The organism is Jannaschia sp. S6380, assembly GCF_023015695.1.
Classification (GTDB): Bacteria; Pseudomonadota; Alphaproteobacteria; order Rhodobacterales; family Rhodobacteraceae; genus Jannaschia.
Map to the genome: position 1 here is coordinate 664,051 of NZ_JALKAS010000001.1, position 21,380 is coordinate 685,430.

Genomic DNA, 21,380 nt, shown 5'->3' on the forward strand with positions numbered 1-21,380 from the left:
CTATTTTACGGACCCGGCCAGAAGGCCGCGGACGAGGTAGCGTTGCATGGTGAAGAAGACCAGAAGCGGAATTGCGATCGACACGAAGGCCGCAGCGGCGAGGATGCCCCAGTCACCCCCGCGCGACCCCAACAGGTCATCGGCGATCTTGACCGTCATCACCCAGGACTCGCTGCTCGACGGCAGGAACACCTTGGCCACCAGCAGATCGTTCCACGTCCACAGGAACTGGAAGATCGCGAAGCTGGCCAGCGCGGGGAACGACAGTGGAAGCACGATGCGGGTGAACACCTGGAAATCGGTCGCGCCGTCGACCTTGGCGCTTTCGATGATGTCGCGCGGAAGGCCGACCATGTAGTTGCGCAACAGGTATATCGCGAGTGGAAGCCCGAAGCCCGTATGCGCGAACCATATCCCGTAGAAGCTCTGCCCGATGCCGATCTGGTTGTGGAACTTGAGCATCGGGACGAGCGCCAGTTGCAGGGGCACCACCAGCAACCCCACGATGATCGCGATGATCGTGCCTCGGAACGGGAAGTCCATCCAGGCCAGCGCATAGGCCGCGAAGGCGGCGATGAGGATCGGGATGATCGTGGCCGGGATCGTCACCGTGAGCGTGTTGATGAAGGCCACGTCCATGCCGGCCGAGAACAGGATCGTCTCGTAGTTGTCGGTCGAGAACTGGGGCGGAACCTCGGTCGCGATGTAGATCGTGGGGTTTCGCGATGGCTCCTCGGGGTAGGTGATGGTGAAGTCGCCGTCCGGCTCCACCATCAGGGTCCGGCCGCGGACCAGATTGCCGGTCACGCCCGGCTCGAACTCGGCAGGCGCGGCGCGTCGACCGCCGAAGGCCGTCACCGTGCCGGCGCCGTCTTCGCCGAAGACGTTGCCGGTCAGCACCCATGTGCCGTCGGCCTGGGGCTCGAACTCCCCTTCGGCGGGGATGGCGAAGTTCTGTTCGGTCGGGAACGGCGATTTCCACCAGCCCGACTGACCGATCGCGTCCCGGTCGCGGAAGCTGGATACCAGGAGCCCGATCGTCGGGATCAGCCAGAGGACCACCAGAAAGACCACGGTCAGGTTCGTGACCAGCGAGAGCGAGGACTTGGCGCCTGCGATGCCGTCGTCGTCGGTAGCCATGTCAGCGCACCTCCTTGCGGGCCTGGGCGATGTTCCAGATCATCACCGGAAGGACGATGATCATGATGACGAAGGCCACCGCCGTGGCGCGTCCGTCATCGCGGAACAGATATTCCATCATGTAGCTGGGCAGGATCTGCGTTCCGAAATTGCCGCCCGTCATCGTATAGACGATGTCGAAGACCTTCAGCACGAGGATGGTGATGGTCGTCCAGACGACGACGATCGTTCCCATGATCTGCGGGATCTTGATCTTGAAGAAGATCTGGACCGGGTTGGCGCCGTCGATGATCGCGGCCTCGATCGTCTCCTCGGGGATGCCGCGCAGGGCGGCCGACAGGATCACCATGGCGAAGCCGGTCTGGATCCAGACCAGTATAACCATCAGGAAGAAGTTGTTCCAGAACCCGACCTGCAGCGGATCGAGCGGCGACAGGCCGATCGTGTCGCGGATGGCGTTGATAATCCCGATCTCGGGGTCGACGGCATAGACGAACTTCCAGATGAGCGAGGCACCCACGAAGCTGATGGCCATCGGCATGAAGATCAGGGACTTGGCGATGTTGCCCCATTTCAGGCGGTCGGTGAGCTGCGCCACCAGAAGCCCGAGAAACGTCGCGGCGGCCGGCACGAACAGGACCCAGAGGAAGTTGTTGAGCAGCGCGGTGCGGAATTCGCCATCCTCGAACAGGCCGAGATAGTTGCCCAGGCCGACGAACTCGGTCCCGGACCGGTTGAACATCGACCGCCAGAAGCTGCCGAAGACGGGATAGACGAGATAGAGCCCCAGTGCGGCCAGCGCCGGCAGCAGGAACAGCCAGGGCCGGACGGCATTGGCGCGGTTGATGTTGCGCCCCGCCTCTGGCCCCTTGGCGGGAAAGATGAACCTGTCGAGCACGAAGTTCGAGGTCCAGAAATAGCCGATGCAGCCGCCGACGCCGATTATGACGGTCAGAACGCCCTGTAACAACGGTGACATGGTTCTGCCCCTCCCTCATGTGTTCCGGCCTTGGCTCCTCCCGCCGCGGTCCGGGTTCGGCCCGGCCCCCGTGTCGGGGCCGGGCCGGTCGTCTCAGTTCAGGGCGTTCCAGCGCTCCTGGATGCCGGCGGCGACGGCATCGGCCTCGGCCCCGGTGACGTAGTCGACCATGCCGGTCCAGAACGCACCCGCGCCGATCTCGCCCGGCATGAGGTCGGACGCGTCGAACCGGAACGTCGTCGCACCCAGCAGGATGTCACCCTGCGCGCGCAGGCTGTCGTCGGCATAGGCTTCGGTGTTGACGCCGGAATGCGGGGTCAGGAACCCGCCCTGCGCCATCCACAACTCATGCGCGGCGGGCAGCTTGAGGAACTCGATCATCGCGTTCGCGGCATCCGACGGGTCGGTGATCGCGAAAAGCGTGCCGGCCCCCAGAACGGGCGAACCCAGATCCCTCTCGGCATAGGCCGGGAAGTAGAAGAAATCGACGTCCTCGCCCACGACGGATCCTTCGGGAAAGAAGGCCGGGATGAACGACGCCTGACGGTGCATGTAGCAGTCGGGCGGGATCGCGAAGAGGCCGGTCGGGCTGTCGCGGAAGTCGGTATTGGCCACCGATTGCGCGCCGCCGCTGACATATTCGTCGTTCTTGGCGAAATAGCCGAACTCCTCGATCGCGCCGACGACTTCGGGCGCGTCGAAGGGCATCTCGTTCTCGACCCAGGCGTCATAGACCTCGGGCGGCTGCGTGCGCAGCATCATGTCCTCGACCCAGTCGGTCGCCGGCCAGCCCGTCGCGGCGCCCGAGCCCAGACCGATGCACCAGGGCGTGCCACCATCGGCGACGATCTGGTCCGTCAGCTCCTTCAGCTCTTCCATCGTTTCAGGGATGTCGTAGCCGGATTCGTCGAAGGCGGCGGGCGAGTACCAGACCAGCGACTTGACGTCGACGCGGTAGAACAGACCGTAGAGATCCTCCTCCCCGTCCGGGCCTTCGTAAGTGCCCAGGTCCACCCAGGACTGGCCGGCCGCGAAGTTGTCGGCCACCCATTCGCCCGTCCCGTCGGGCAGCGGGGTCAGCAGGCCCTGGCTCGCCATGTCGGCGGCGAGGCCCGGCTGCGGAAAGACCGCCAGGTTCGGGGCCGAGCCCGCGCGCGCGGCGATGATGATGTCCTGCTCGAAGTTGTCCGAGCCGGAATAATTCACGTCCGCGCCGGTGGCCTCCTCGAAATAGGCCATGATCTTGTCGACCTTCTCCTTCTCGTTCCCGGTCCAAGGACCACTGATCGTCAGTGTCTGGCCCGACAGGTCGGTCGCATCGGCGAAGCTCTGGTAGCTGTCCCAGGTGAAGGGACCTTCGCCGACCGGAAACTCCAGGTCCTGCGCCGCGGCGGCGCCCGCGGTCAGCACCGCGATGGCGGTGCCGGTCATCAATCTCTTCATAATTCCTCCCTAGCGGGCATGCCCGCGCTCTTGCTGCATTGCGGCAATTTTCCAAACCGCTTTGACACAGACAGCATGGGGCCATCCCCGCCCCCTTGTCAACGCGCTTGGGCCCGTTTCTTCCAACCGCGCAACCGGAAATTCCAGTTGCCTGCCCGGACGATTTCGGGGCACCCAGAGAGGGAGGCCCGTGAGCGGGACGCGTTCTTGAAATCGGTTTGGCAAAGGACGGGCATGAACCTCAAGGAATTCTCGGAGCTTCTGGGCCTGTCCCCGACCACGGTCAGCCGTGCACTAGGCGGCTATCCCGAAGTCAAGGAGGACACGCGTCGCCGGGTCCTGGAGGCGGCCGCCAAACATGGATACAGCCCGAACCGCCGCGCCGCCTCGCTCGCCACCGGGCGGGCCATGGCCATCGGCCACGTGATTCCGACCGTCTTGAACCACGAGATGGTCAATCCGGTCTTCGCCGATTTCATCGCCGGGGCCGGCGACGTCTATGCGCGGGCGGGCTACGACATGGTCCTGTCGGTCGTGTCCGAGCGCGAGGAGGCGCGCGCCTACGCTCAATTGGCCGACATGGGCAGCGTCGATGGCCTGATCGTGCACGGCCCACGCGAAGGGGACCCGCGCGTGGCCCTCCTGCGCAAGAGCAACCTGCCCTTCGTCGTCCATGGCCGCGTGCCGGACCGTCCGCTGGATTACAGCTTCGTGGATATCGACAACCGACGGGCCTTCCAGCGCGCGACCGATCTGCTGCTCGACCTCGGGCATCGACGGATCGCCCTGTTGAACGGGTTGGACCAGATGGACTTCGCGCGCCGTCGCCGGGCGGGCTACCTTGCCGCACTGGGTGCGCGCGACGTGCCGGCGGACCCCGACCTGATCGCGGGTTTCGAGATGACCGAACACGCAAGCCACGCGGCCGCCCGCCGCATGCTGGCCCTGCCCGATCCTCCCACGGCATTCCTCGCGTCGTCGCATATCATGGGGATCGGCGTGCGCCGGGCCATTCACGACCTGGACCTGTCGATGGGGCGCGACGTGTCGGTGGTGATCCATGACGACATGCTCAGCTATCTGGCGAACGGCGCCGACATTCCCGTCTTCACCGCCACCCGCTCCTCGGTCCGCGCGGCCGGGCGGCGTTGCGCGGAGATGCTGATGGAACACATCGCGATGCCGAATGCCGGCCTGAAGCAGGAGGTCTGGGAATGCGATCTCGTCCTCGGCGCCTCGACCGGACCGGTGCCGCGATGACGGAGTTTTCCTGGAAGCGGAGCGATTTTCCCGAGGGCTTCGTCTTTGCGGCGGCCACGTCCGCCTATCAGATCGAGGGGCACGCCTTCGGCGGCGCGGGGCGAACGCATTGGGACCGCTTCGCCGAGATACCGGGCAAAGTCGCGCGCGGCGAGAACGGCGCCGTGGCCTGCGACCACTATCACCGCTGGCCCGAGGATCTGGACCTGATCCGCGATGCGGGCCTCGACGCTTACCGCTTCTCGACCTCCTGGGCACGGATCATGCCGGACGGCGTGACCGTCAATCCGGACGGTCTCGACTTCTACGACCGGCTGGTCGACGGGATGCTGGAACGCGGTCTGCGCCCGATGGCGACACTTTATCACTGGGAACTACCCGAAGCCCTGTCCCTGCGCGGCGGATGGACGGTTCGCGAGATACCCGAACGCCTGGCCGATTTGGCCACCGTCGTCGCGCGGCGGCTGGGCGACCGGCTCTATTCCACCGCGCCGATCAACGAGCCGTGGTGCGTCGCCTGGCTGAGCCACTATCACGGCGACCATGCGCCCGGCACGACCGACCTGGGTGCCGCCGCACGCGCGATGCATTACGTCGGCCTGGCTCACGGCCTTTGCCTGTCCGCCCTGCGCGCCGAGGGCGTCGCCAACCTGGGTGCCGTCTGCAACATGGAATACGCCCTGCCCGCCGATGACAGCGCCGACAGCGAAACCGCCGCGCAACTCTACGACGGGATCTACAATCGCTGGTTTCCGGGCGCTTTCCTGCAGGGCGTCTATCCCGACGACATCCTGGCCGGGCTGGAGCCGCATTTGCCCGAAGGCTGGGCCCGCGACATGGAGGTGATCTCGCAACCCGTCGACTGGTTCGGAATCAACTACTACACCTGTCGCCGACTGCGCCAGGACGGCCCGGTCTGGCCGCATGTGATCGACGTCCCCGGCCCCCCGCCCCTGACCGACATGGGATGGGAGATCGCACCCGAAGGGCTGGGCCGGCTGCTGCGCCGCACCGCACGCGATTTCACCGGCGATACCCCGCTCTTCGTGACAGAGAACGGGATGGCCAGCCCGCATTACGACGATCGACCCGACCAGCCGCGTATCGACTATCTGGACGCGCACCTGCGACAGGCGCGCGATGCGATCGCAGACGGCGTCCCCCTGCGCGGCTATACCTTCTGGTCGCTCCTGGACAATTTCGAATGGGCGCTGGGCTACGACAAGCGGTTCGGCCTGGTGCATGTCGATTTTGAGACCCAGACCCGCACCCCCAAGGCCAGCTATCGTGCGCTTGCCCGCGCCTTGGCCGATTGATAGGCGCGAACAATGTCTGATCCGCTTCTTCTCGTGGCCGATGTCGGCGGGACCAACACCCGTGTCGCACTGGCCGAGGGTGCGCGCGTGCGCCCCGATACGATCCGGCGCTACGCGAACCGCGAGTTCGCGAACCTGGCCCCGGTGCTGCGCCGCTATCGCGAAGATCATCCGGGCCCCGACCCCGACGGCGCCTGCGTGGCCGTGGCCGGCCCGGTGGCCGATGGCCGGGCCGAGTTGACGAATCTCGACTGGTCGATCGACACGGCGCGCCTGCTGCAGGCGACGGGCGCGTCGCGCGGCGCGATCCTGAACGACCTTCAGGCGCAGGGCCATGCCCTGGGACATCTGCCGGCCGACCTGTGTCGCCCGGTGATCGACGTGGCCGGAATGCCCGGCGCGTCGCGTCTGGTGATCGGCGTGGGCACGGGGTTCAACGCGGCCCCGGTGCACGACACCCCCATCGGGCGCTTCGTTCCGCCCTGCGAGGCGGGGCACGCGAACCTGCCCATCCGGACCGAGGCGGAGCTGCGGCTGTGCAACTTCGTCTCGACCGCTCATGGCTTTCCGGCGGTCGAGGATGTCCTGTCCGGGCGGGGCCTGGAACAGGTCTATCGCTGGCTGTCGAGCGAAGACGGCTCGGACGCCGAGTACCTGGCCGCGGATATCATGGCACACATCGACACCGATCCGCGTGCCGAAGCCAGCGTTCGGCACTTCATTCGCATCCTCGGCACCGTGGCGGGCAACCTGGCGTTGATCCACCTGCCCCTGGGCGGCGTGTTCCTGGTGGGCGGCGTCGCGCGCGCGATGCAGCCGTATCTCTCGACGATGGGGTTCGCCGACGCGTTCCGCGACAAGGGACGTTTCGCCGGGTTCATGTCGAACTTTCCGGTTCATCTGGTCACCGACGATTTCGCGGCGCTCACGGGTTGCGCGGCACATCTCTGCGACGGGCAGGCAGCCCGGTAACGAATTCTTAGCGGTCCGGGACCTATCCCTTGCCTCGTAGAACGAGAGGCGAGGCAAGGGATGCGGGGTCGGACATGACACAATTGAAGGAACGGGACGGTCGCGTCTGCCTGCCCCCGCGCCTGGACCAATCCGCGGCCGGTGCGCTCCGCGATGCGGCCCTGTCCGCGGCGGGCGATCTGCGCCTGGATGCGAGCGTGGTATCCCACCTCTCCACTTCGGCGGTCCAGGTTCTCCTCGCGGCGCGGGCGCATCTAGCCGGTCACGGACGCGTTCTGCAGGTAGAAGGGGCCTCGCCCGATTTCCTCTCCGGTTTGCGCATGCTGGGCGTCGAGACGGGTGCGGTCGGTATCGTGGACGGCCCGGCATGAAGGTCCTGGCCATCGATGACAGCCGGACCATCCGCGAACTGGTCCGCGTGACGCTGGAGCGGGAGGCGATCGAGGCGGTACTGGCCGAGGACGGTCTTCATGGCCTCGAACTGCTGGCCGGGATGGAGGACCGTCCCGATGCGATCCTGACGGACGTCAACATGCCGCGGCTCGACGGGTTCGGTTTCGTGCGAAAGGTGCGCGATCGGCCCGACTGCGCCGACGTTCCGATCCTGATGCTGACGACCGAAAGCGCGAAGGACCTCAAGCAGCAGGCCCGTGCGGCGGGTGCCACCGGCTGGATCGTGAAACCGTTCGACCCGGCACGGCTGGTCGGCGCGTTGCGCACGGTGACCGGGCTGACCTGATGGCCGACCCGATGGACGCCATTCGCGCCACCTTTTTCGAGGAGTGCGCCGAGCTTCTGGAGAGTCTCGAGACGGGCCTTCTCGCGCTGCAGACCGGGCCGCGGACTGCCGAGACGATCGATGCGGTCTTCCGTTCGGTCCATTCAATCAAGGGCGGGGCCGCGGCTTTCGCCTTTTCCGACCTGGCCGCTTTCGCCCACGAATTCGAAACGGCGCTCGATGCCTATCGCATCGGGCAGAGGGGCGATCTGCCGCACGGTGTCCCGATCCTTCTTCGCGCCTGCGACGGTCTGCGGGATCTGGTGGCGGCCAGCCAGACGGGCGCCAAGGCCACGGCGCCCGATCCGACCGGGCTGCGTGCGCTGTGCGGATCGAACGAGGTCGTTCCGACCGACCCGCGTGGCGACCCGGACCCATTGCCATCCGTGCCGAACGGGTTCCCGAAAGTCTGGACCATCTCGTTCGAGCCGCGCCCGGAACTCCTGAGCAGCGGGAACGAGCCGTCGTTCCTGTTCCGCAGCCTCGCGATCCTGGGGCGCATCGAGGTGCGGGCCGACGCGGCGAACCTCCCGCCGCTCGAAAATGTGGACCCGACACTTGCATATCTTCGCTGGACGCTCCGGCTCTGGCCGAGCGCACCGGATCTGACGGAAACGGAGATCGAGGCGGCGTTCGAATTCGTCCATGACCTGTGCGACCTCCGGATCGCGCCCGGAACCGAGGCGCTTGCGCCGGGTCGCGCATCGCAGATACCGGATATGGGCCCCCGGAACGCGGTTCCAGACATTCCTTCGCTGGTTCCGACGACGATCCGCGTCGATCTCGCGCGCGTCGACCGCCTGGTCGATCTGGTCGGCGAGCTGGTCATCGCGCAATCCATGCTGGCGCAAGACATGACGCCCGGCGGATCCGGCGGGAACCCGACGGGGACGGACCGGATGAATGACCTGCAGCAGTTGACGCGCGACTTGCAGGAAAGCGTGATGGCGATCCGTGCGCAGCCCGTCCGGTCGCTTTTTCAACGCATGGAACGGATCGTCCGCGAGACGGCGGCCCAGACGGGCAAGACGGTCCGCCTCGTGACCGAAGGGGTCGCGACCGAGATCGACAAGACGGTGATCGAGCGGCTCGCCGATCCGCTCACCCACATGATACGCAATGCGATCGACCACGGGCTCGAAGATCCGCAGCGGCGGACAGCGGCGGGGAAGGATCCGACCGGAACCGTAACCCTGCGGGCCCTGCAGCGATCGGACCGCATCCTGATCGAGGTGTCCGACGACGGGGCCGGCCTGGACCGCCCGCGGATCTGCGACCGTGCGATCGCGCGCGGCCTTCTGCCGCCCGGCGCGGCGCCCGACCCGGCCGAGATCGACCAGTTGATCTTCAGCCCGGGCTTCTCGACCGCATCCGGCGTCTCTGCCGTATCGGGACGTGGGGTCGGCATGGACGTCGTAAACCGCGCCATCAGGGACCTGAGCGGGTCGATCGCGATCGAGTCCGCGGAGGGGGCCGGATGCAGGATCACCACCAGCCTGCCGCTCACGCTCGCCATTCTCGACGGCATGGTCGTTCGCAGCGGCCGGGAGCGAATGGTCCTCCCCCTCTCCACGATCCTCGAGGCGCAGACGGCCGACCTCGCCGCGATCGAGCGGCTCGGAACGGGCGGATGGGCCGTGCGTCTGCATGATCGGTACGTCCCCCTGCTGGACCTGGGCCGGAGCATGGGGTTCGCCGTGCCGCACGAAAGGTGGGAAGCGGGCGAGGACAGCGCGGTTCTTTTCATCCGCGTCGAGGGGGGCGATCCGTTCGCGCTTCGCGTCGACGCGATCGAGGCGCAGCGGCAGGTCGTAGTCAAGGGCCTGGACGACAACCTCGGACGCGTGCCATGCGTTTCGGCCGCCACCATCCTGGGCGACGGACAGATCGCGCTGATCGTCGATACGCCCGCGATCGCGGCGGCGGCGGGCCTCGACCTTCAACTGGCAGGTGCGGCATGACTGCGGAAGAGCACGAATGGAACGCGGCGCCGCCGGGGGACGCGACTCCGCCATCGGGGCCCGCGCGGACCGAACTGCTGACCTTCCGATGCGGCGGCCAGTGCTATGCGCTCGACATCGCCTCGGTTCGCGAAATCCGGGGTTGGAGCCGGCCGACCCCCCTGCCCCATACGCCGAAGTTCATGCTCGGCATGGTGAACCTGCGCGGCACCGTTCTGCCGGTCACGGACCTGGCGCTCCGGCTCGGTCATCCGGCCATGCCCGACGACGCACGAAACGTCATCATCGTCGTGCAGCAGGCCCGGCGGCTGCACGGTTTGCTGGTCGAGGCTGTGACCGACATCGTGCGTCCCGCGCCCGACCAGCTGCAGGACATGCCACAAGTCGGGGCGGCTCGGGACGGCGTCGCGCCCGACCGGATGTTTCTCAGCGAAACCGGGATCCTCCAGATCCTCGCGCTCGAGCGTGTTCTACCGGCATTGCACGCCCCCGATGCGGAGGCGATCCCTTGATCGCGATTGAACCGGAAGAGTTCGCACGGTTGGCCCGGATTGCGCATGACGAGGCCGGGTTGCACATGCCGCAAAACAAGTCGTCGTTCGTTGCCGCGCGGCTGCAGCGTCGCCTCCGGCGGCTGGGAATGGAGGGCTTCGGGGACTATCTGCGATATCTCGGATCGGCCGAGGGGGGCGCGCGGCGGGAGGTTCGCGAACTGGTCTCGGCGCTCACGACGAACGTGACCGGAACCTATCGCGAGGCCCACCATTTCGAACTGCTGGCCACGCATCTGCGACGGTGGGAGCGGGTGGCCCCCCGACATCGCTCCTTCCTCGCCTGGTCCGCCGGATGCGCGAGCGGGGAGGAGCCGCTTTCGATCGCTGCGACATGCCATGCGGTGCTTGGCCGGAGCTGGGCCGAGCGAGTGCGGATTCTGGCGACCGATGTCGATCGGGCCGTACTCAATCGGGCGCAAACGGTGCAGGAAACGCATGCCTTGGGTCAGGAGCTTCTGGCAGGTCCGGTGGGCTCGCCCCGCCAATCCGATCTGCTCGATCCGTGCGCCCATGTAGAGGCGCTTCAGGCCGGGATCACCTACATGGCGCATAACGTGCTGCGCCCGCTTCCCGTGCCCGGACGCTTCGACGCGATCTTTTGCCGGAACGTCATGATCTATTTCTCGGCGGCCGATCAACGGAATGCGCAGCGGCTGCTTCGGGAGCGTCTGGCGCCGGGCGGACTGCTTGCGATCGGGCATTCCGAACGCCTGACCCCCGATTTGTCCGGTCTCGAACGGGTCGGGCGGACGGCGTTCCGCGCGTGCCCGTCGGCGCGTCCGGCCCCCGAAGGGACGGCCAGATGCCGATGAGGGACGCGCTGCGCATTCTGATTGCCGACGACATGTCGACCAGCCGGGGCCTCTTGCTGCAGGCGCTGGATACACTGGGACTGCCGGAAGTGGTCCAGGCGACCGACGGCCTGCAGGCACTCGAACTGGCGCTGTCCGAAAAGCCGGATCTTGTCCTGTCGGATCTTCACATGCCCGGCCTGGACGGACTGGAACTGCTGCAGGGGCTTCGCACCGATGCACGGACGCGGGCCACGCCTTTCGCGCTGATCACCGCGCGGGTGGACACGGCGACATTGCAGGCGGCGGAGGCGCTTGGCATGCGTGCGGTTTTGTCCAAGCCCTACACGCCTGCTCAGTTGCGCGATTGCATCGAGGCCGCGATCGGGCCGTTGGGATGAAGACGGAGTCCGACATCTTCGCGGAACGGGTTTCGCAGGAATGTCGCCGTGCGGCGGAAATCCTGCTGTCATTGCAGGACAGCCTGTCGGAGGAGTTGGGCGATGACCAGCTGACCGACCGGGTCATCGGCGATCTACAGGTGCTGGATACGCTGACTCAGACATTGACCGACCTGGGACGCGTGTTCGAAACAGTCGCCGTCGAGGTGCGGAACCCGCGCTGTCGGCGGACCGTCCCCGATCGCGTGTTGGCCGCCGTGCGGCAGACGTCCCTCCGACTTCGGCTGGAGGGGGCCGATATCCTCCGGAAGACATCGGATGTCGACCTCTTCGACGGGCCCGACGACTGACCCGCACGTGCCGCGGGGCGGCTAGGCCGCGTCCTCGTCGGATTGCTGGCGATACCACATGCTGGCATAGCGCCCGCCCCGCGCCAGCAATTCATCATGCGTGCCCTGCTCGACGATCTCGCCGGCTTCGAGCACGACGATGCGGTCCGCCTCCACCACCGTCGACAGACGATGCGCGATCGTGATGACGGAACGTCCATGCGCCATGGCCTGCAGCTCCGACTGGATGGAGCGTTCGGTTTCGGTGTCCAGCGCCGACGTGGCCTCGTCCAACAGCAGGATCGGCGGGTCCTTCAGCAGCGTGCGCGCGATGCCTACACGCTGTTTCTCGCCGCCCGAGAGCTTCAGCCCGCGCTCGCCGACCGTGGTCTCGAACCCGTCGGGCAGGCCGTCGATGAATGTGCCGATCCGGGCCGCGCGGGCGGCTTCGCGGATCTCCTCGAAGCTGGCATCGGGTCGCCCATACGCGATGTTGTAGCGGATCGTGTCGTTGAAAAGGACGGTGTCCTGCGGCACGACGCCGATCCGCGCGTGCAGGCTGGCCTGTGTCACGCTTCGGATGTCCTGCCCGTCGATCAGGATCGCGCCACCATCGACGTCATAAAACCGGAACAGCAGGCGCCCGATCGTCGATTTCCCCGATCCCGACGGACCGACCACAGCGACCGTCTCCCCCGCCCCGACGATCAGGCTGACCCCGCGCAGGATCGGTCGCGCGCTGTCATAGCCGAACCGGATGTCCCGGAACTCCACCCGGCCCTGCGGCACCGAAAGCTGCGTGGCGTCGTCGGCATCGCGCACCTCGGCGGGCTGTTCCAGAAGGCCGAACATCTCGCCCATGTCGACCAGGGCCTGACGGATTTCGCGGTAAACGGTGCCGAGGAAGTTCAGCGGCATCGTGATCTGGATCATGTATGCGTTCACCATCACGAAATCGCCCACGGTCAGGGTGCCGGCCTGAACGCCCATGGCTGCCATCACCATCACGATCACCAATCCCGCGGTAATCAGGGCCGACTGACCGAAATTCAGGAAGGCGAGCGAATAGGACGTTTGCAGGGCGGCCCGCTCGTATTGTTGCATCGCGCCGTCATAGCGCGCCGCCTCGCGTGCCTCGGCCCCGAAATACTTGACCGTCTCGAAATTCAGCAAGCTGTCGATGGCCTTCTGGTTCGCGTCCGTGTCCTGGTCGTTCATCACCTTGCGGATGCGGACCCGCCATTCGGTCACCTTGAACGTGAACGCGACATAGGCGGCGATCGTCACGAGGACCACGACAAGGTACCAGATATCGAACACGAAAAAGAGGATGATCGCGATCAGAGCCAGTTCCAGAACCAGCGGGCCGATGGAGAAGAGCAGGAAGCGCAGCAGGAAATCAACGCCCTTCACGCCGCGTTCGATGATCCGGCTCAGCCCGCCCGTCTTGCGGCTGATGTGATAGCGCATCGAAAGGCGGTGCATATGCGTGAACGTCTCGGCGGCCAATCGTCGAAGGGCGCGTTGGCCGACGGGCGCGAAGATCACGTCGCGCAGCTGCTGGAACCCGGTGTTGAAGGCACGCGCGGTTCCGTAGATGACCGTCAGGCCGACGGCGCCCAGCCCGAGCGCCCAGGCCGGCGTGACCGTCTCGGGCGCCAATGCATCGACGGCGGCCTTGTAGAAGAACGGCGTGGTTACCGCGATCAGCTTCGCCACGACCAGCATCGCGATGGCGAAGACCACGCGCACCTTCACGCCGGTTTCGCCCGGCGGCCAGAGATAGGGTAGGACGCGGCGGATGATGCCCATGCCCCCGGCGGGGGCTTCGGTCGTGGTGATGGTGGTTCGGCGCATGCGGGTCCCCGGTTCGGCCGGCACAGTAGGGGCAGCGCCGGGCGAGGGAAACCGTCAGTCCGCCTGTTCGGGCAGGGTAAAGACCTGACCGGGGAAAATCAGGTCCGGGTCGCGGATCAGATCGCGGTTGGCCTCGAATATTTGGACGTAGCGGATGCCGTCGCCGAAATACCCCTCGGATATCGCCCAGAGCGTGAAGCCGGGTTGCACGGTGATGGCCGCCACGCCGTCGCGGCGCGCGGCCGCCGCGATCTCGGGTGCGGTTCGTCGGAACGGCGTCTCGATCCGGGTCTCGACGCTGCCATCGGGGGCCAGGGCATCGATCCGCAGCGTGTAGGTGCCGGTATCGACATCGGGGAGCGAGGAGGTCCAGGCCCCGCCGTCATCGACGCGGGCCAGCTGGACCGGCCTGTTGTCCAGATATATCTGCAATCGGCTGTCGCGCGCGCCACGTCCGGCCAGGCGCACCTCGCCGGCCGCGTCGTAGGTGATCGCGTCGATGCCCAGCGTCTCGGTCACTTCGGGCGGTCCGGGCTCGGCGGCCGGAACGGCGGATACGCCGCCGGGCCCGGTGCGGAACAGCCGCGGTGCTGCGCGGGGCCCGGCGGTGGCGCGCCCGTTCGTGGCGACGGCGATATCACCGGACGGGCGCGGTATGGCCGAACCGGGCGACGGGGCGTCGATGCCGGTATCCGGTGCGGGGGGTGGCACGTCATCCGCAACTTCGGTGTCGGATGGCGCATCCGTCGCCGACGGTTCGGCTTCCACCGCGTTCGTCGCGGTTCGCGGCGCGCCGGAGGTTGCCGCGGTCGCGACGGTCGTGTCGGGATCGGGTTCCGATGTCGGGGACAGGGCAGCCGACGATGCTGGCGCGGCAATCGACGGCGACGGTTCGACGGTGGCACCGGCCGTTGCGACCGGCGACGGCGCAGGGGGCGATGGCGTCAGCGCGGCGGTTCGGGTCTCCGGCGCCCCCGTCGTGACGACGTCCTTGGCCGGGTCGATGGCGTCGGTGCGGATGGTCGGGGCGTTCGGTCCGGGCGGGGCGGTCGGGAAGAACGGCGCCACGATGATGCTGTCCTCGGACAACGCCGTCCGGCCAGCGGCGTCGCGCGTCTCGACCGTCAGCAGGCGCGGCGTGTCCGTGGCGTCGAGCGTGAAGAGCGAGACGAAATTCCCCTCCCGGTCTGCAGTGGCGGACGCCACCTCCTGCCCGTCCAGCCGCAGGATCACGTCCGCGCCGGCCTGCCCCTGCCCGGCCACGACGGCGGCCCCGGCGGCATCGACGCGCACGACATCCAGGGTCGGATGGCGCATCGCCTCGGGCAAGTCGGGCGTCGGAGCCGGCTGTGATGCGGTCGCGGACGCCGGGGGCACGGTGTCGGCTGCGACAGGTGCGGATGTCGCATCCCCGGCGGGATTCGGGGCCGTCGGGTTTGTATCGACGGCTCCGTCGGGGGCGACCGCCTGCCCCGCCGCATCCCCGGTGGACGGGGTGGCGTCATCCGATTTCTCGACCGTCGCCTTGCCGCCCGGATCGGAGGCGACCACGGCCGCCGGGGTCGGCCCCTCCAGCGGGCGCGGCATCAGCAGCCATGCGGCCAGACCAAGTGCTGCCAGCACCGCGACGATGCCCGAGCCCTTCGCGGCGGCATTGCTGTTGTCCATCCGTCATCCCCAGTGCCCGTGACCCGGGCTTTGCCCAAACCCTAGCAACGGCGTAAGGCGGGGTCAAAATATGCCAAACGGGGCCCGGAATGACGAAATCGATCTGTGTCTATTGCGGGAGCCGCGATGGCAGCGACCCCGCCTTCGCCGACGCGGCCGAGGCCCTGGGCCGGGGCATCGCCGACCGGGGCTGGCGTCTGGTCTATGGCGCCGGGGATGTCGGGCTGATGGGACGCGTCGCCCGCACCGTTCAGGCCGCAGGGGCCGAGACCTTCGGCGTGATCCCCACGCATCTCTTGCAAGCCGAGGTCGGAAAGCAGGACCTGACCCGTTTCGTCGTCACCGAAACGATGCACGAGCGCAAGAAGGTGATGTTCATGAACGCCGATGCGGTGATCGTCCTGCCCGGGGGCGCCGGCACGCTGGACGAGTTCTTCGAGGTGCTGACGTGGCGGCAGCTCGGCCTGCATGGCAAGCCGATCGTGATCGCGAACGTCGCCGACTACTGGACGCCCCTGATCGCGCTGCTGGAGGCGACGGTCACCGGCGGGTTCGCCGAACGGACGCTTCTGGACTACGTAAGATCGGCCCCCGATACGGAGGCCGCCCTGAAGCTGTTGGACTGATCGCGCCTCTGGAAAAGCCGATCAGGCGGCGTCGTCCATATCCGCCAACTCGTCCTTCACCAGTTTCTCGATCTTGTTGACCGGGTGGTTGGTCAGCGTCTTGGGGATCTCGGCGATCACCTTGTCGCTGACCTCCTTGTGCATCTCGTCGCGCAGGACGCCCAGCACCTGGGGCGAGGCCACGATGACGAGGGAAGAGAAGCGCCCGGAATGGGCCATCTTGTAGAGCTTGTCGGCCAGGTCCGCCGCAAACCGCTCCTTCTGCAGCTCGTGGAAATCCGTCTCGTCATAGGCCGAGACACCGGAACCCGCGCTTTCCTGAACGCGCCCGCGACGGTTCGCGGTCTGCTCGCGGTCGCGTGGATTTTCCTCCTCATCCTTGCGGACGATTTCGAGGTTCGGATCCTCGGCATCGGTCCGGTTCACCAGGAACAAGGCCTTCTCGCTGTCGGTCACGACCACCATCGTTCCGTTCTTCAGGCTCGGCATCAGCTGTCCTCCTCGGATGCGGTGCCGTGGTCGATCTCGTCGGACTTGCGAACGCGGGTGACCCCCTTGACCCCCTGTTCCGTGGCGCGGTCCAAGGCCGCCTCGGTTCCGACGTCGCGCGCCAGGTTGCCGCCTGCTCTGCCCTGCTGATCCGGCGTTTCGGGCATGTCCTTTATGAACTTGTCGGTTTCGCGTGTGCCGTCGTTCGAACGATGTCGCTCGGCCATGTGTCGATCCTCCTTGGCAGGTTCCGAGGTCTCAACGTCCCGCCCCGGGGGGCGGTTCCGGCCATGAAAAAAGGGGCCATCCGGCCCCTTCTTCCCCGGTCGAACCGATGTCGCGCCTACATGCGCGATGCGACGTTCTCCCAATTCACGAGCTTCTTCAGGAAATTGTCCAGATAGGCCGGACGCTTGTTGCGATAATCGATGTAGTAGGAATGCTCCCACACGTCGCAACCCAGAAGCGCGGTCTGCCCGAAGCAGAGCGGGTTCACCCCGTTCTCGGTCTTCGTCACCTTCAGGCCGCCGTCCGTGTCCTTGACCAGCCAGGCCCAGCCGGAGCCGAACTGCCCCGCACCGGCGGCGGCAAACTCCTCGTGGAACTTGTCGACGGAGCCGAAGCTGTCGGTCAGCGCGCTTTCCAGCTCCGACGGCATCTTGCTGTCGTCCGGGCTCATCATTTCCCAGAACTGGTTGTGGTTCCAAAGCTGACTGATGTTGTTGAAGATGCCCGACTGGGCCACGGCACCTTTGTCGTAGGTGCCTTTGATAATCTCCTCCAGCGACTTGCTCTCCCACTCGGTCCCGGCGATCAGCTTGTTGCCGTTGTCGACATAAGCCTTGTGGTGCAGGTCGTGGTGGTACTCCAGCGTCTCCTTCGACATGCCCTTGGAGGCGAGCGCGTCGTGGGCGTAGGGAAGATCGGGAAGCTCGAAGGCCATGGTGTTCTCCTTGACGTTGGTGTCCCCGGGACATGTCGCCCGGAACGTGCCCCCGTCAAGGCCCCGTTTGGCGGGTCAGGTCGCGGCGGCGTTCCGCAACAGGTCTTCGGCATAGCGGGCCACCGAACGGAAGCAGACCAACCGATAGCCGTCCGCATGGCGCCAGATCGCAGCGGGAACCTGCGCCAGCCGCGACCGGCGTATCTCGGCCCGGGCCAGGCGGTCGAAATCGACCGGCATCAGGCTGGCAAGCGTCGGCTCCACCCCCGCGCCGGTCAGATCGAAGACCTGTCGCGCATCGCTGACCACGGCCACGGTCGCGAAGGCATCGCCCAATGCGTCGGTCAAGCGGTCGGCCAGTCCGGGCGCGTCGTCGTAGGGACAGACCAACAGATACTCGTCGGGCGACATCCACAATGCCGTGCGATCCCCCGACACGGTCGCCATGCGCCGGTCCGGCGGGGCGCAAGCCGTAACCTGCTCCACGGCTGGCCCCAGGACGGACGGGTCGCCGCGCAGCGTGATCATCCCCATGGGCGGTACGGCGTGGATAGTGACGTCAGACATTCTGCTTCTCCCCCTCAGGGTCGTAGAAGACCGGATCGACGATCCGCGCCTCGACGGGATCGGCGCCGATGCGGGTGAACCGGATCGTCTCGCCCATGCGTTCGGGGCCGCGCTCGACCAGGCCCATGGCGATCCCGCGACCCAGCGTCGGCGAAGGATAGGTCGAGGTCACGCGACCCTGCGTATTGCGCTGCCCGTTCGCATTCGCACCCTCGGCCAATGCGTATGCGCCGTCCTCCAGCACGGAGCCGTCCAGCGTTTCCAGCCCGACCAGCTTCCACCGGTCCGACTTCTGGAACTCGACCCGCTGCTGTCCGCGCTTGCCCAGGAAATCGTCCTTCTTCTTCGAGATCGCCCAGTTCAACCCCAGATCCTGCGGGATGACGGTGCCGTCGGTCTCGTCGCCGATCATGATGAACCCCTTCTCGGCCCGCATGACGTGCAGGGCCTCGGTGCCGTAAGGGGTCACGCCGAACTCCGCGCCCGCCTCCATCAGCGCCTCCCAGAGTGCCAGGCCGCGTGTGGCCGGCACCGCGATCTCGTAGCTCAACTCTCCCGAGAAACTGATCCGGTAGGCGCAAACGTCGAAGCCGCCCAGCGTCCCGTCGGCCCAGGCCATGAAGGGCAGCGCGTCGGCCGACAGGTCCATGCCGCCCAGCTTCTCCAGCACCTTGCGTGCGTTCGGGCCGACGACCGCGATCTGCGCGAACTGCTCGGTCAGGTTGACGGTATGGACCTGCCAGTCCCACCATTCACATTGCAGCCAATCCTCCATCCACCCGTGGATGCGGTCCGCGCCGCCGGTTGTGGTGTGGCAAAGCCAGGTCTGATCGTCGATCCGGGCGACCACGCCGTCGTCGATCAGGAACCCGTTCTCGTCACACATCAGGCCGTAGCGGCAGCGGCCCGACTTCAGGGTCGACATCATGTTCGTGTACATCATGTCCATGAACCGCCCGGCATCCGGTCCCCGCACGAGGATCTTGCCCAGGGTCGAGGCGTCAAGCATTCCAAGGCTTTGCCGGGTGTTCTTCACCTCGCGAGCGACGGCGTCGGCATGGCTTTCGCCCCCCTTCGGATAGCAATAGGGCCGCCGCCAGTGGCCGACCGGCTCCCAATGCGCGCCGTGGCTCTCGTGCCATTCGTGCATCGGCGTGCGTCGTAGCGGCTGGAAGATCGCGCCGCGCGCCTCGCCCGCCAGCGTGCCGATGGTCACCGGAGTATAGGGCGGGCGGAACGTCGTCGTGCCGACCTGCGGGATCGTCGCGTCCAGACGATCGGCCAGAACCGCCAGACCGTTGATGTTGCTCAGCTTGCCCTGGTCCGTCGCCATGCCGAGCGTGGTGTAGCGCTTCGCGTGCTCGACGCTCTCGAACCCCTCCTGCGCGGCGAGGCGGACGTCGCTCACCTTCACGTCGTTCTGATAATCCAGCCACATCTTGGCACGCAGCTTGGGCCCGGCGCCGTCGGGCATCATCCAGACGGGCAAGATCGCGTCCTCGGGCGTGTCGTGACAGGCCGGCGCATCAATGCCCATCGTCCCGGCAACGTCGATCAGCACCTCCTGCGTCGTCAACGCGCCGGAGGCGGCGCCCACGACTTCCACGAACCCAACGCCGTCGGCGCCGGTCGGCGGGGCGTCCGCGTCGGGCCGGAACATCGCGCGCGCCTCGTCCCACCAGAGCTTGCCACCGCAATGCGACCAGAGATGGACCGCCGGGGACCATCCACCCGACATCGCCACGCAGTCGCAGCGGATCTCCTGCATCACGGCGCCATCGCCCGCCTGATGGCAGATCGACACGCCGGTGACCCGGTCGTCGCCATGTACCTTGGCGATGCCTCGGCCGGTATGGACGCGAACGCCCATGCTGCGGATCTCGTCGATCAGAGGCGATTTCGGATCGGGCCGCGCGTCGACGATCGCCGACACGCGCAGACCGGCCCCAATCAGGACCTTGGCGGTTCGATAGGCATCGTCGTTGTTGGTGACGATCACCGTCCGCTCGCCGATGGCCACGCCATAATCCGCCACGTAATCCCGCAGCGCCGAGGCCAGCAGGACACCGGGCACGTCGTTGCCGGCAAAACTCAGCGGTCGTTCGATCGCGCCGGTGGCGACGATCACCTGTCCAGCCCGGATTCGCCAAAGACGTTCGCGTGGCCCGGACTTGTCTGCCAAATGATCGGTCAGGTTCTCGGTGCACAGGACATAGCCGTGGTCGTAGACGCCAGAGCCTTCGCATCGGTTCAGGAGGGTGACATTTTCCCTGTTCTCAAGGTCTTGTACGGCGTTCTTCAACCAGTCCGAGGCGGGCAGCCCGTCGATCTCCGCCCCGTCCAGCGGTGCGCGCCCGCCCCAATGGGCCTGCCGCTCCACCAATGTAACCCGCTTGCCCGCCTCGGCCGCCGCCCGGGCCGCCAGAAGGCCCGCAATACCGCCGCCGACGACCAGCGTGTCACAGTAGGCGTAGCGGTGGGCGTAGCGATCCGCGTCGCCATCGGTCGGCGCCGGGCCCAGACCTGCGGCCTTTCGGATGAACGGCTCGAACACGTGTTTCCAGAACGGGCGCGGATGGATGAAGGTCTTGTAGTAGAATCCGGCGGGCAGAAACTTGGACCCGTAGTCGTTCACGCGCCCGATATCGAAACCCAGCGAGGGCCAGGCGTTCTGGCTGCGCGCCGCAAGACCCTGCCACAGCGGCTGAACCGTCGCGCGGCGGTTCGGCTCGAACCGGGCGCCTTCGCCGATGGAAAGAAGCGCGTTCGGCTCCTCCGGGCCGGCGCCGACGACGGAACGGGGGCGGTGGTATTTGAAGCTGCGGCCCATCACCAGACGGCCGTTCGCCAGCAGGGCCGAGGCGAGCGTGTCGCCCGCGAAACCGCGCATCTCGCGTCCGTCGAACGTAAAAGTCACGGGGGCCGAGCGGTCGATACGGCCGCCGCCGGTCCTGAGGCGTCGGCTCATGCGCCCTTCCTTTCGCGAATGCGGGCCAGGATATGCTCCGGCGGTTCGGGCGTCTGCGCGGAATAGGTGCCGAAGACCTCCAGCGTGGCCGTATCGCGCGCGGCCAGGAACCACTTGCCGCAACCATGCGCATGGCGCCACCGCTCGAAATGGACGCCCTTCACGTTGTCGCGCAGGAACAGGTATTCCTCGAACTGATCGTCGGAGGAGCCGGGGCCGTGGCGTCGCAGATGCGCCTCGCCCCCGGGGGCGAGTTCGGTTTCCTCGACGGCCAGGTCGCAGTTCGGGCAGGTCAGCAGAAGCATCGCGCACCTCGTGTCCGAGGGGCGCGAGGGCCC

At 66.8% G+C, this 21,380-nt stretch carries 22 protein-coding genes; 11 read left to right on the top strand and 11 right to left on the bottom strand.

The genetic code is table 11. The annotated features are described in order from the left end of the window. From MWU52_RS03430 to MWU52_RS03440, 3 genes are all read right to left on the bottom strand, one after another. Complete coding sequence (locus MWU52_RS03430; protein WP_246949448.1) at positions 1-1,140, bottom strand: carbohydrate ABC transporter permease; 1,140 nt, start codon at positions 1,138-1,140, stop codon at positions 1-3. 1 nt (position 1,141) lies between these two features. Further along, a complete protein-coding gene (locus MWU52_RS03435) occupies positions 1,142-2,119 on the bottom strand; it encodes a sugar ABC transporter permease (RefSeq protein WP_246949451.1) in 978 nt (325 codons plus the stop codon). Positions 2,120-2,212: 93 nt separating this feature from the next. Then, complete coding sequence (locus tag MWU52_RS03440; RefSeq protein WP_246949454.1) at positions 2,213-3,562, bottom strand: ABC transporter substrate-binding protein; 1,350 nt, start codon at positions 3,560-3,562, stop codon at positions 2,213-2,215. 234 nt (positions 3,563-3,796) lie between these two features. On the opposite strand from MWU52_RS03440, the gene MWU52_RS03445 reads away from it, so the two are divergent. The 10 genes from MWU52_RS03445 to MWU52_RS03490 all read left to right on the top strand — a co-directional run bounded on the left by MWU52_RS03445 (position 3,797) and on the right by MWU52_RS03490 (position 11,945). After that, positions 3,797-4,822, top strand: a complete 1,026-nt coding sequence (locus MWU52_RS03445; protein WP_246949456.1) for a substrate-binding domain-containing protein — start codon at positions 3,797-3,799, stop codon at positions 4,820-4,822. Then, the gene (locus MWU52_RS03450) at positions 4,777-6,138 is read left to right on the top strand and encodes a GH1 family beta-glucosidase (protein WP_348645487.1); all 1,362 of its coding nucleotides are present in this window, start codon (positions 4,777-4,779) and stop codon (positions 6,136-6,138) included. Before MWU52_RS03445 ends, MWU52_RS03450 begins: the two co-directional genes overlap by 46 nt. 12 nt (positions 6,139-6,150) lie before the next feature. Then, positions 6,151-7,110 (top strand): glucokinase, encoded by a 960-nt coding sequence (locus tag MWU52_RS03455; protein WP_246949458.1) that lies wholly within the window; start codon positions 6,151-6,153, stop codon positions 7,108-7,110. Positions 7,111-7,184: 74 nt separating this feature from the next. Then, complete coding sequence (locus MWU52_RS03460) at positions 7,185-7,481, top strand: STAS domain-containing protein (protein WP_246949460.1); 297 nt, start codon at positions 7,185-7,187, stop codon at positions 7,479-7,481. Next, a complete protein-coding gene (locus MWU52_RS03465; RefSeq protein WP_246949462.1) occupies positions 7,478-7,849 on the top strand; it encodes a response regulator in 372 nt (123 codons plus the stop codon). Before MWU52_RS03460 ends, MWU52_RS03465 begins: the two co-directional genes overlap by 4 nt. Next, complete coding sequence (locus tag MWU52_RS03470; RefSeq protein ID WP_246949464.1) at positions 7,849-9,849, top strand: chemotaxis protein CheA; 2,001 nt, start codon at positions 7,849-7,851, stop codon at positions 9,847-9,849. Before MWU52_RS03465 ends, MWU52_RS03470 begins: the two co-directional genes overlap by 1 nt. Next, entirely contained in the window at positions 9,846-10,361 is a 516-nt protein-coding gene (locus tag MWU52_RS03475) for a chemotaxis protein CheW (protein ID WP_246949465.1), read from the top strand. Before MWU52_RS03470 ends, MWU52_RS03475 begins: the two co-directional genes overlap by 4 nt. Next, positions 10,358-11,215, top strand: coding sequence for a CheR family methyltransferase (locus tag MWU52_RS03480; protein ID WP_246949467.1), 858 nt, complete (start codon positions 10,358-10,360; stop codon positions 11,213-11,215). The genes MWU52_RS03475 and MWU52_RS03480 overlap by 4 nt, the downstream gene beginning before the upstream one ends. Further along, a complete protein-coding gene (locus tag MWU52_RS03485) occupies positions 11,206-11,595 on the top strand; it encodes a response regulator (protein WP_246949470.1) in 390 nt (129 codons plus the stop codon). The genes MWU52_RS03480 and MWU52_RS03485 overlap by 10 nt, the downstream gene beginning before the upstream one ends. Continuing rightward, positions 11,592-11,945, top strand: a complete 354-nt coding sequence (locus MWU52_RS03490) for a hypothetical protein (protein ID WP_246949473.1) — start codon at positions 11,592-11,594, stop codon at positions 11,943-11,945. Before MWU52_RS03485 ends, MWU52_RS03490 begins: the two co-directional genes overlap by 4 nt. Before the next feature lie 21 nt (positions 11,946-11,966). Here the strand turns inward: MWU52_RS03490 and MWU52_RS03495 are convergent, their stop codons facing one another. Then, the gene (locus MWU52_RS03495; RefSeq protein WP_246949476.1) at positions 11,967-13,781 is read right to left on the bottom strand and encodes an ABC transporter ATP-binding protein/permease; all 1,815 of its coding nucleotides are present in this window, start codon (positions 13,779-13,781) and stop codon (positions 11,967-11,969) included. Between the two features lie 54 nt (positions 13,782-13,835). Continuing rightward, the gene (locus MWU52_RS03500) at positions 13,836-15,449 is read right to left on the bottom strand and encodes a LysM peptidoglycan-binding domain-containing protein (RefSeq protein ID WP_246949479.1); all 1,614 of its coding nucleotides are present in this window, start codon (positions 15,447-15,449) and stop codon (positions 13,836-13,838) included. An 89-nt stretch (positions 15,450-15,538) separates the two neighbouring features. Between MWU52_RS03500 and MWU52_RS03505 the strand changes: the two genes are divergently transcribed. Further along, positions 15,539-16,075, top strand: a complete 537-nt coding sequence (locus MWU52_RS03505) for a TIGR00730 family Rossman fold protein (RefSeq protein ID WP_246949482.1) — start codon at positions 15,539-15,541, stop codon at positions 16,073-16,075. Positions 16,076-16,096: 21 nt separating this feature from the next. On the opposite strand, the gene MWU52_RS03510 is transcribed toward MWU52_RS03505, so the two are convergent. The 6 genes from MWU52_RS03510 to MWU52_RS03535 all read right to left on the bottom strand — a co-directional run bounded on the left by MWU52_RS03510 (position 16,097) and on the right by MWU52_RS03535 (position 21,347). Then, positions 16,097-16,564: a host attachment family protein gene (locus MWU52_RS03510; RefSeq protein WP_246949485.1), complete on the bottom strand. Its 468-nt coding sequence runs from the start codon at positions 16,562-16,564 to the stop codon at positions 16,097-16,099. Then, positions 16,564-16,791, bottom strand: a complete 228-nt coding sequence (locus tag MWU52_RS03515) for a hypothetical protein (protein ID WP_246949487.1) — start codon at positions 16,789-16,791, stop codon at positions 16,564-16,566. Before MWU52_RS03515 ends, MWU52_RS03510 begins: the two co-directional genes overlap by 1 nt. A gap of 116 nt (positions 16,792-16,907) precedes the next feature. Next, positions 16,908-17,507 (bottom strand): superoxide dismutase, encoded by a 600-nt coding sequence (locus MWU52_RS03520; protein ID WP_246949489.1) that lies wholly within the window; start codon positions 17,505-17,507, stop codon positions 16,908-16,910. A gap of 75 nt (positions 17,508-17,582) precedes the next feature. Then, positions 17,583-18,074, bottom strand: a complete 492-nt coding sequence (locus MWU52_RS03525; protein WP_246949491.1) for a sarcosine oxidase subunit gamma family protein — start codon at positions 18,072-18,074, stop codon at positions 17,583-17,585. Further along, on the bottom strand, positions 18,067-21,042 hold the full coding sequence (locus MWU52_RS03530; protein ID WP_246949493.1) for a sarcosine oxidase subunit alpha family protein: 2,976 nt from the start codon (positions 21,040-21,042) through the stop codon (positions 18,067-18,069). Before MWU52_RS03530 ends, MWU52_RS03525 begins: the two co-directional genes overlap by 8 nt. Next, positions 21,039-21,347, bottom strand: a complete 309-nt coding sequence (locus tag MWU52_RS03535; RefSeq protein ID WP_246949494.1) for a sarcosine oxidase subunit delta — start codon at positions 21,345-21,347, stop codon at positions 21,039-21,041. Before MWU52_RS03535 ends, MWU52_RS03530 begins: the two co-directional genes overlap by 4 nt. Positions 21,348-21,380 lie beyond the last annotated feature (33 nt).

Excerpts from the sequence above, each read along its gene's own strand:
- MWU52_RS03490 (WP_246949473.1), top strand. The coding sequence starts at position 11,592 with ATGAAGACGGAGTCCGACATCTTCGCGGAACGGGTTTCGCAGGAATGT.
- MWU52_RS03515 (WP_246949487.1), bottom strand. The coding sequence starts at position 16,791 with ATGGCCGAGCGACATCGTTCGAACGACGGCACACGCGAAACCGACAAG.
- MWU52_RS03500 (WP_246949479.1), bottom strand. The coding sequence starts at position 15,449 with ATGGACAACAGCAATGCCGCCGCGAAGGGCTCGGGCATCGTCGCGGTG.
- MWU52_RS03530 (WP_246949493.1), bottom strand. The coding sequence starts at position 21,042 with ATGAGCCGACGCCTCAGGACCGGCGGCGGCCGTATCGACCGCTCGGCC.
- MWU52_RS03465 (WP_246949462.1), top strand. The coding sequence starts at position 7,478 with ATGAAGGTCCTGGCCATCGATGACAGCCGGACCATCCGCGAACTGGTC.
- MWU52_RS03475 (WP_246949465.1), top strand. The coding sequence starts at position 9,846 with ATGACTGCGGAAGAGCACGAATGGAACGCGGCGCCGCCGGGGGACGCG.
- MWU52_RS03495 (WP_246949476.1), bottom strand. The coding sequence starts at position 13,781 with ATGCGCCGAACCACCATCACCACGACCGAAGCCCCCGCCGGGGGCATG.
- MWU52_RS03445 (WP_246949456.1), top strand. The coding sequence starts at position 3,797 with ATGAACCTCAAGGAATTCTCGGAGCTTCTGGGCCTGTCCCCGACCACG.
- MWU52_RS03450 (WP_348645487.1), top strand. The coding sequence starts at position 4,777 with ATGCGATCTCGTCCTCGGCGCCTCGACCGGACCGGTGCCGCGATGACG.
- MWU52_RS03440 (WP_246949454.1), bottom strand. The coding sequence starts at position 3,562 with ATGAAGAGATTGATGACCGGCACCGCCATCGCGGTGCTGACCGCGGGC.
- MWU52_RS03435 (WP_246949451.1), bottom strand. The coding sequence starts at position 2,119 with ATGTCACCGTTGTTACAGGGCGTTCTGACCGTCATAATCGGCGTCGGC.
- MWU52_RS03460 (WP_246949460.1), top strand. The coding sequence starts at position 7,185 with ATGACACAATTGAAGGAACGGGACGGTCGCGTCTGCCTGCCCCCGCGC.
- MWU52_RS03485 (WP_246949470.1), top strand. The coding sequence starts at position 11,206 with ATGCCGATGAGGGACGCGCTGCGCATTCTGATTGCCGACGACATGTCG.
- MWU52_RS03430 (WP_246949448.1), bottom strand. The coding sequence starts at position 1,140 with ATGGCTACCGACGACGACGGCATCGCAGGCGCCAAGTCCTCGCTCTCG.
- MWU52_RS03535 (WP_246949494.1), bottom strand. The coding sequence starts at position 21,347 with ATGCTTCTGCTGACCTGCCCGAACTGCGACCTGGCCGTCGAGGAAACC.
- MWU52_RS03520 (WP_246949489.1), bottom strand. The coding sequence starts at position 17,507 with ATGGCCTTCGAGCTTCCCGATCTTCCCTACGCCCACGACGCGCTCGCC.
- MWU52_RS03510 (WP_246949485.1), bottom strand. The coding sequence starts at position 16,564 with ATGCCGAGCCTGAAGAACGGAACGATGGTGGTCGTGACCGACAGCGAG.
- MWU52_RS03470 (WP_246949464.1), top strand. The coding sequence starts at position 7,849 with ATGGCCGACCCGATGGACGCCATTCGCGCCACCTTTTTCGAGGAGTGC.
- MWU52_RS03525 (WP_246949491.1), bottom strand. The coding sequence starts at position 18,074 with ATGTCTGACGTCACTATCCACGCCGTACCGCCCATGGGGATGATCACG.
- MWU52_RS03505 (WP_246949482.1), top strand. The coding sequence starts at position 15,539 with ATGACGAAATCGATCTGTGTCTATTGCGGGAGCCGCGATGGCAGCGAC.
- MWU52_RS03455 (WP_246949458.1), top strand. The coding sequence starts at position 6,151 with ATGTCTGATCCGCTTCTTCTCGTGGCCGATGTCGGCGGGACCAACACC.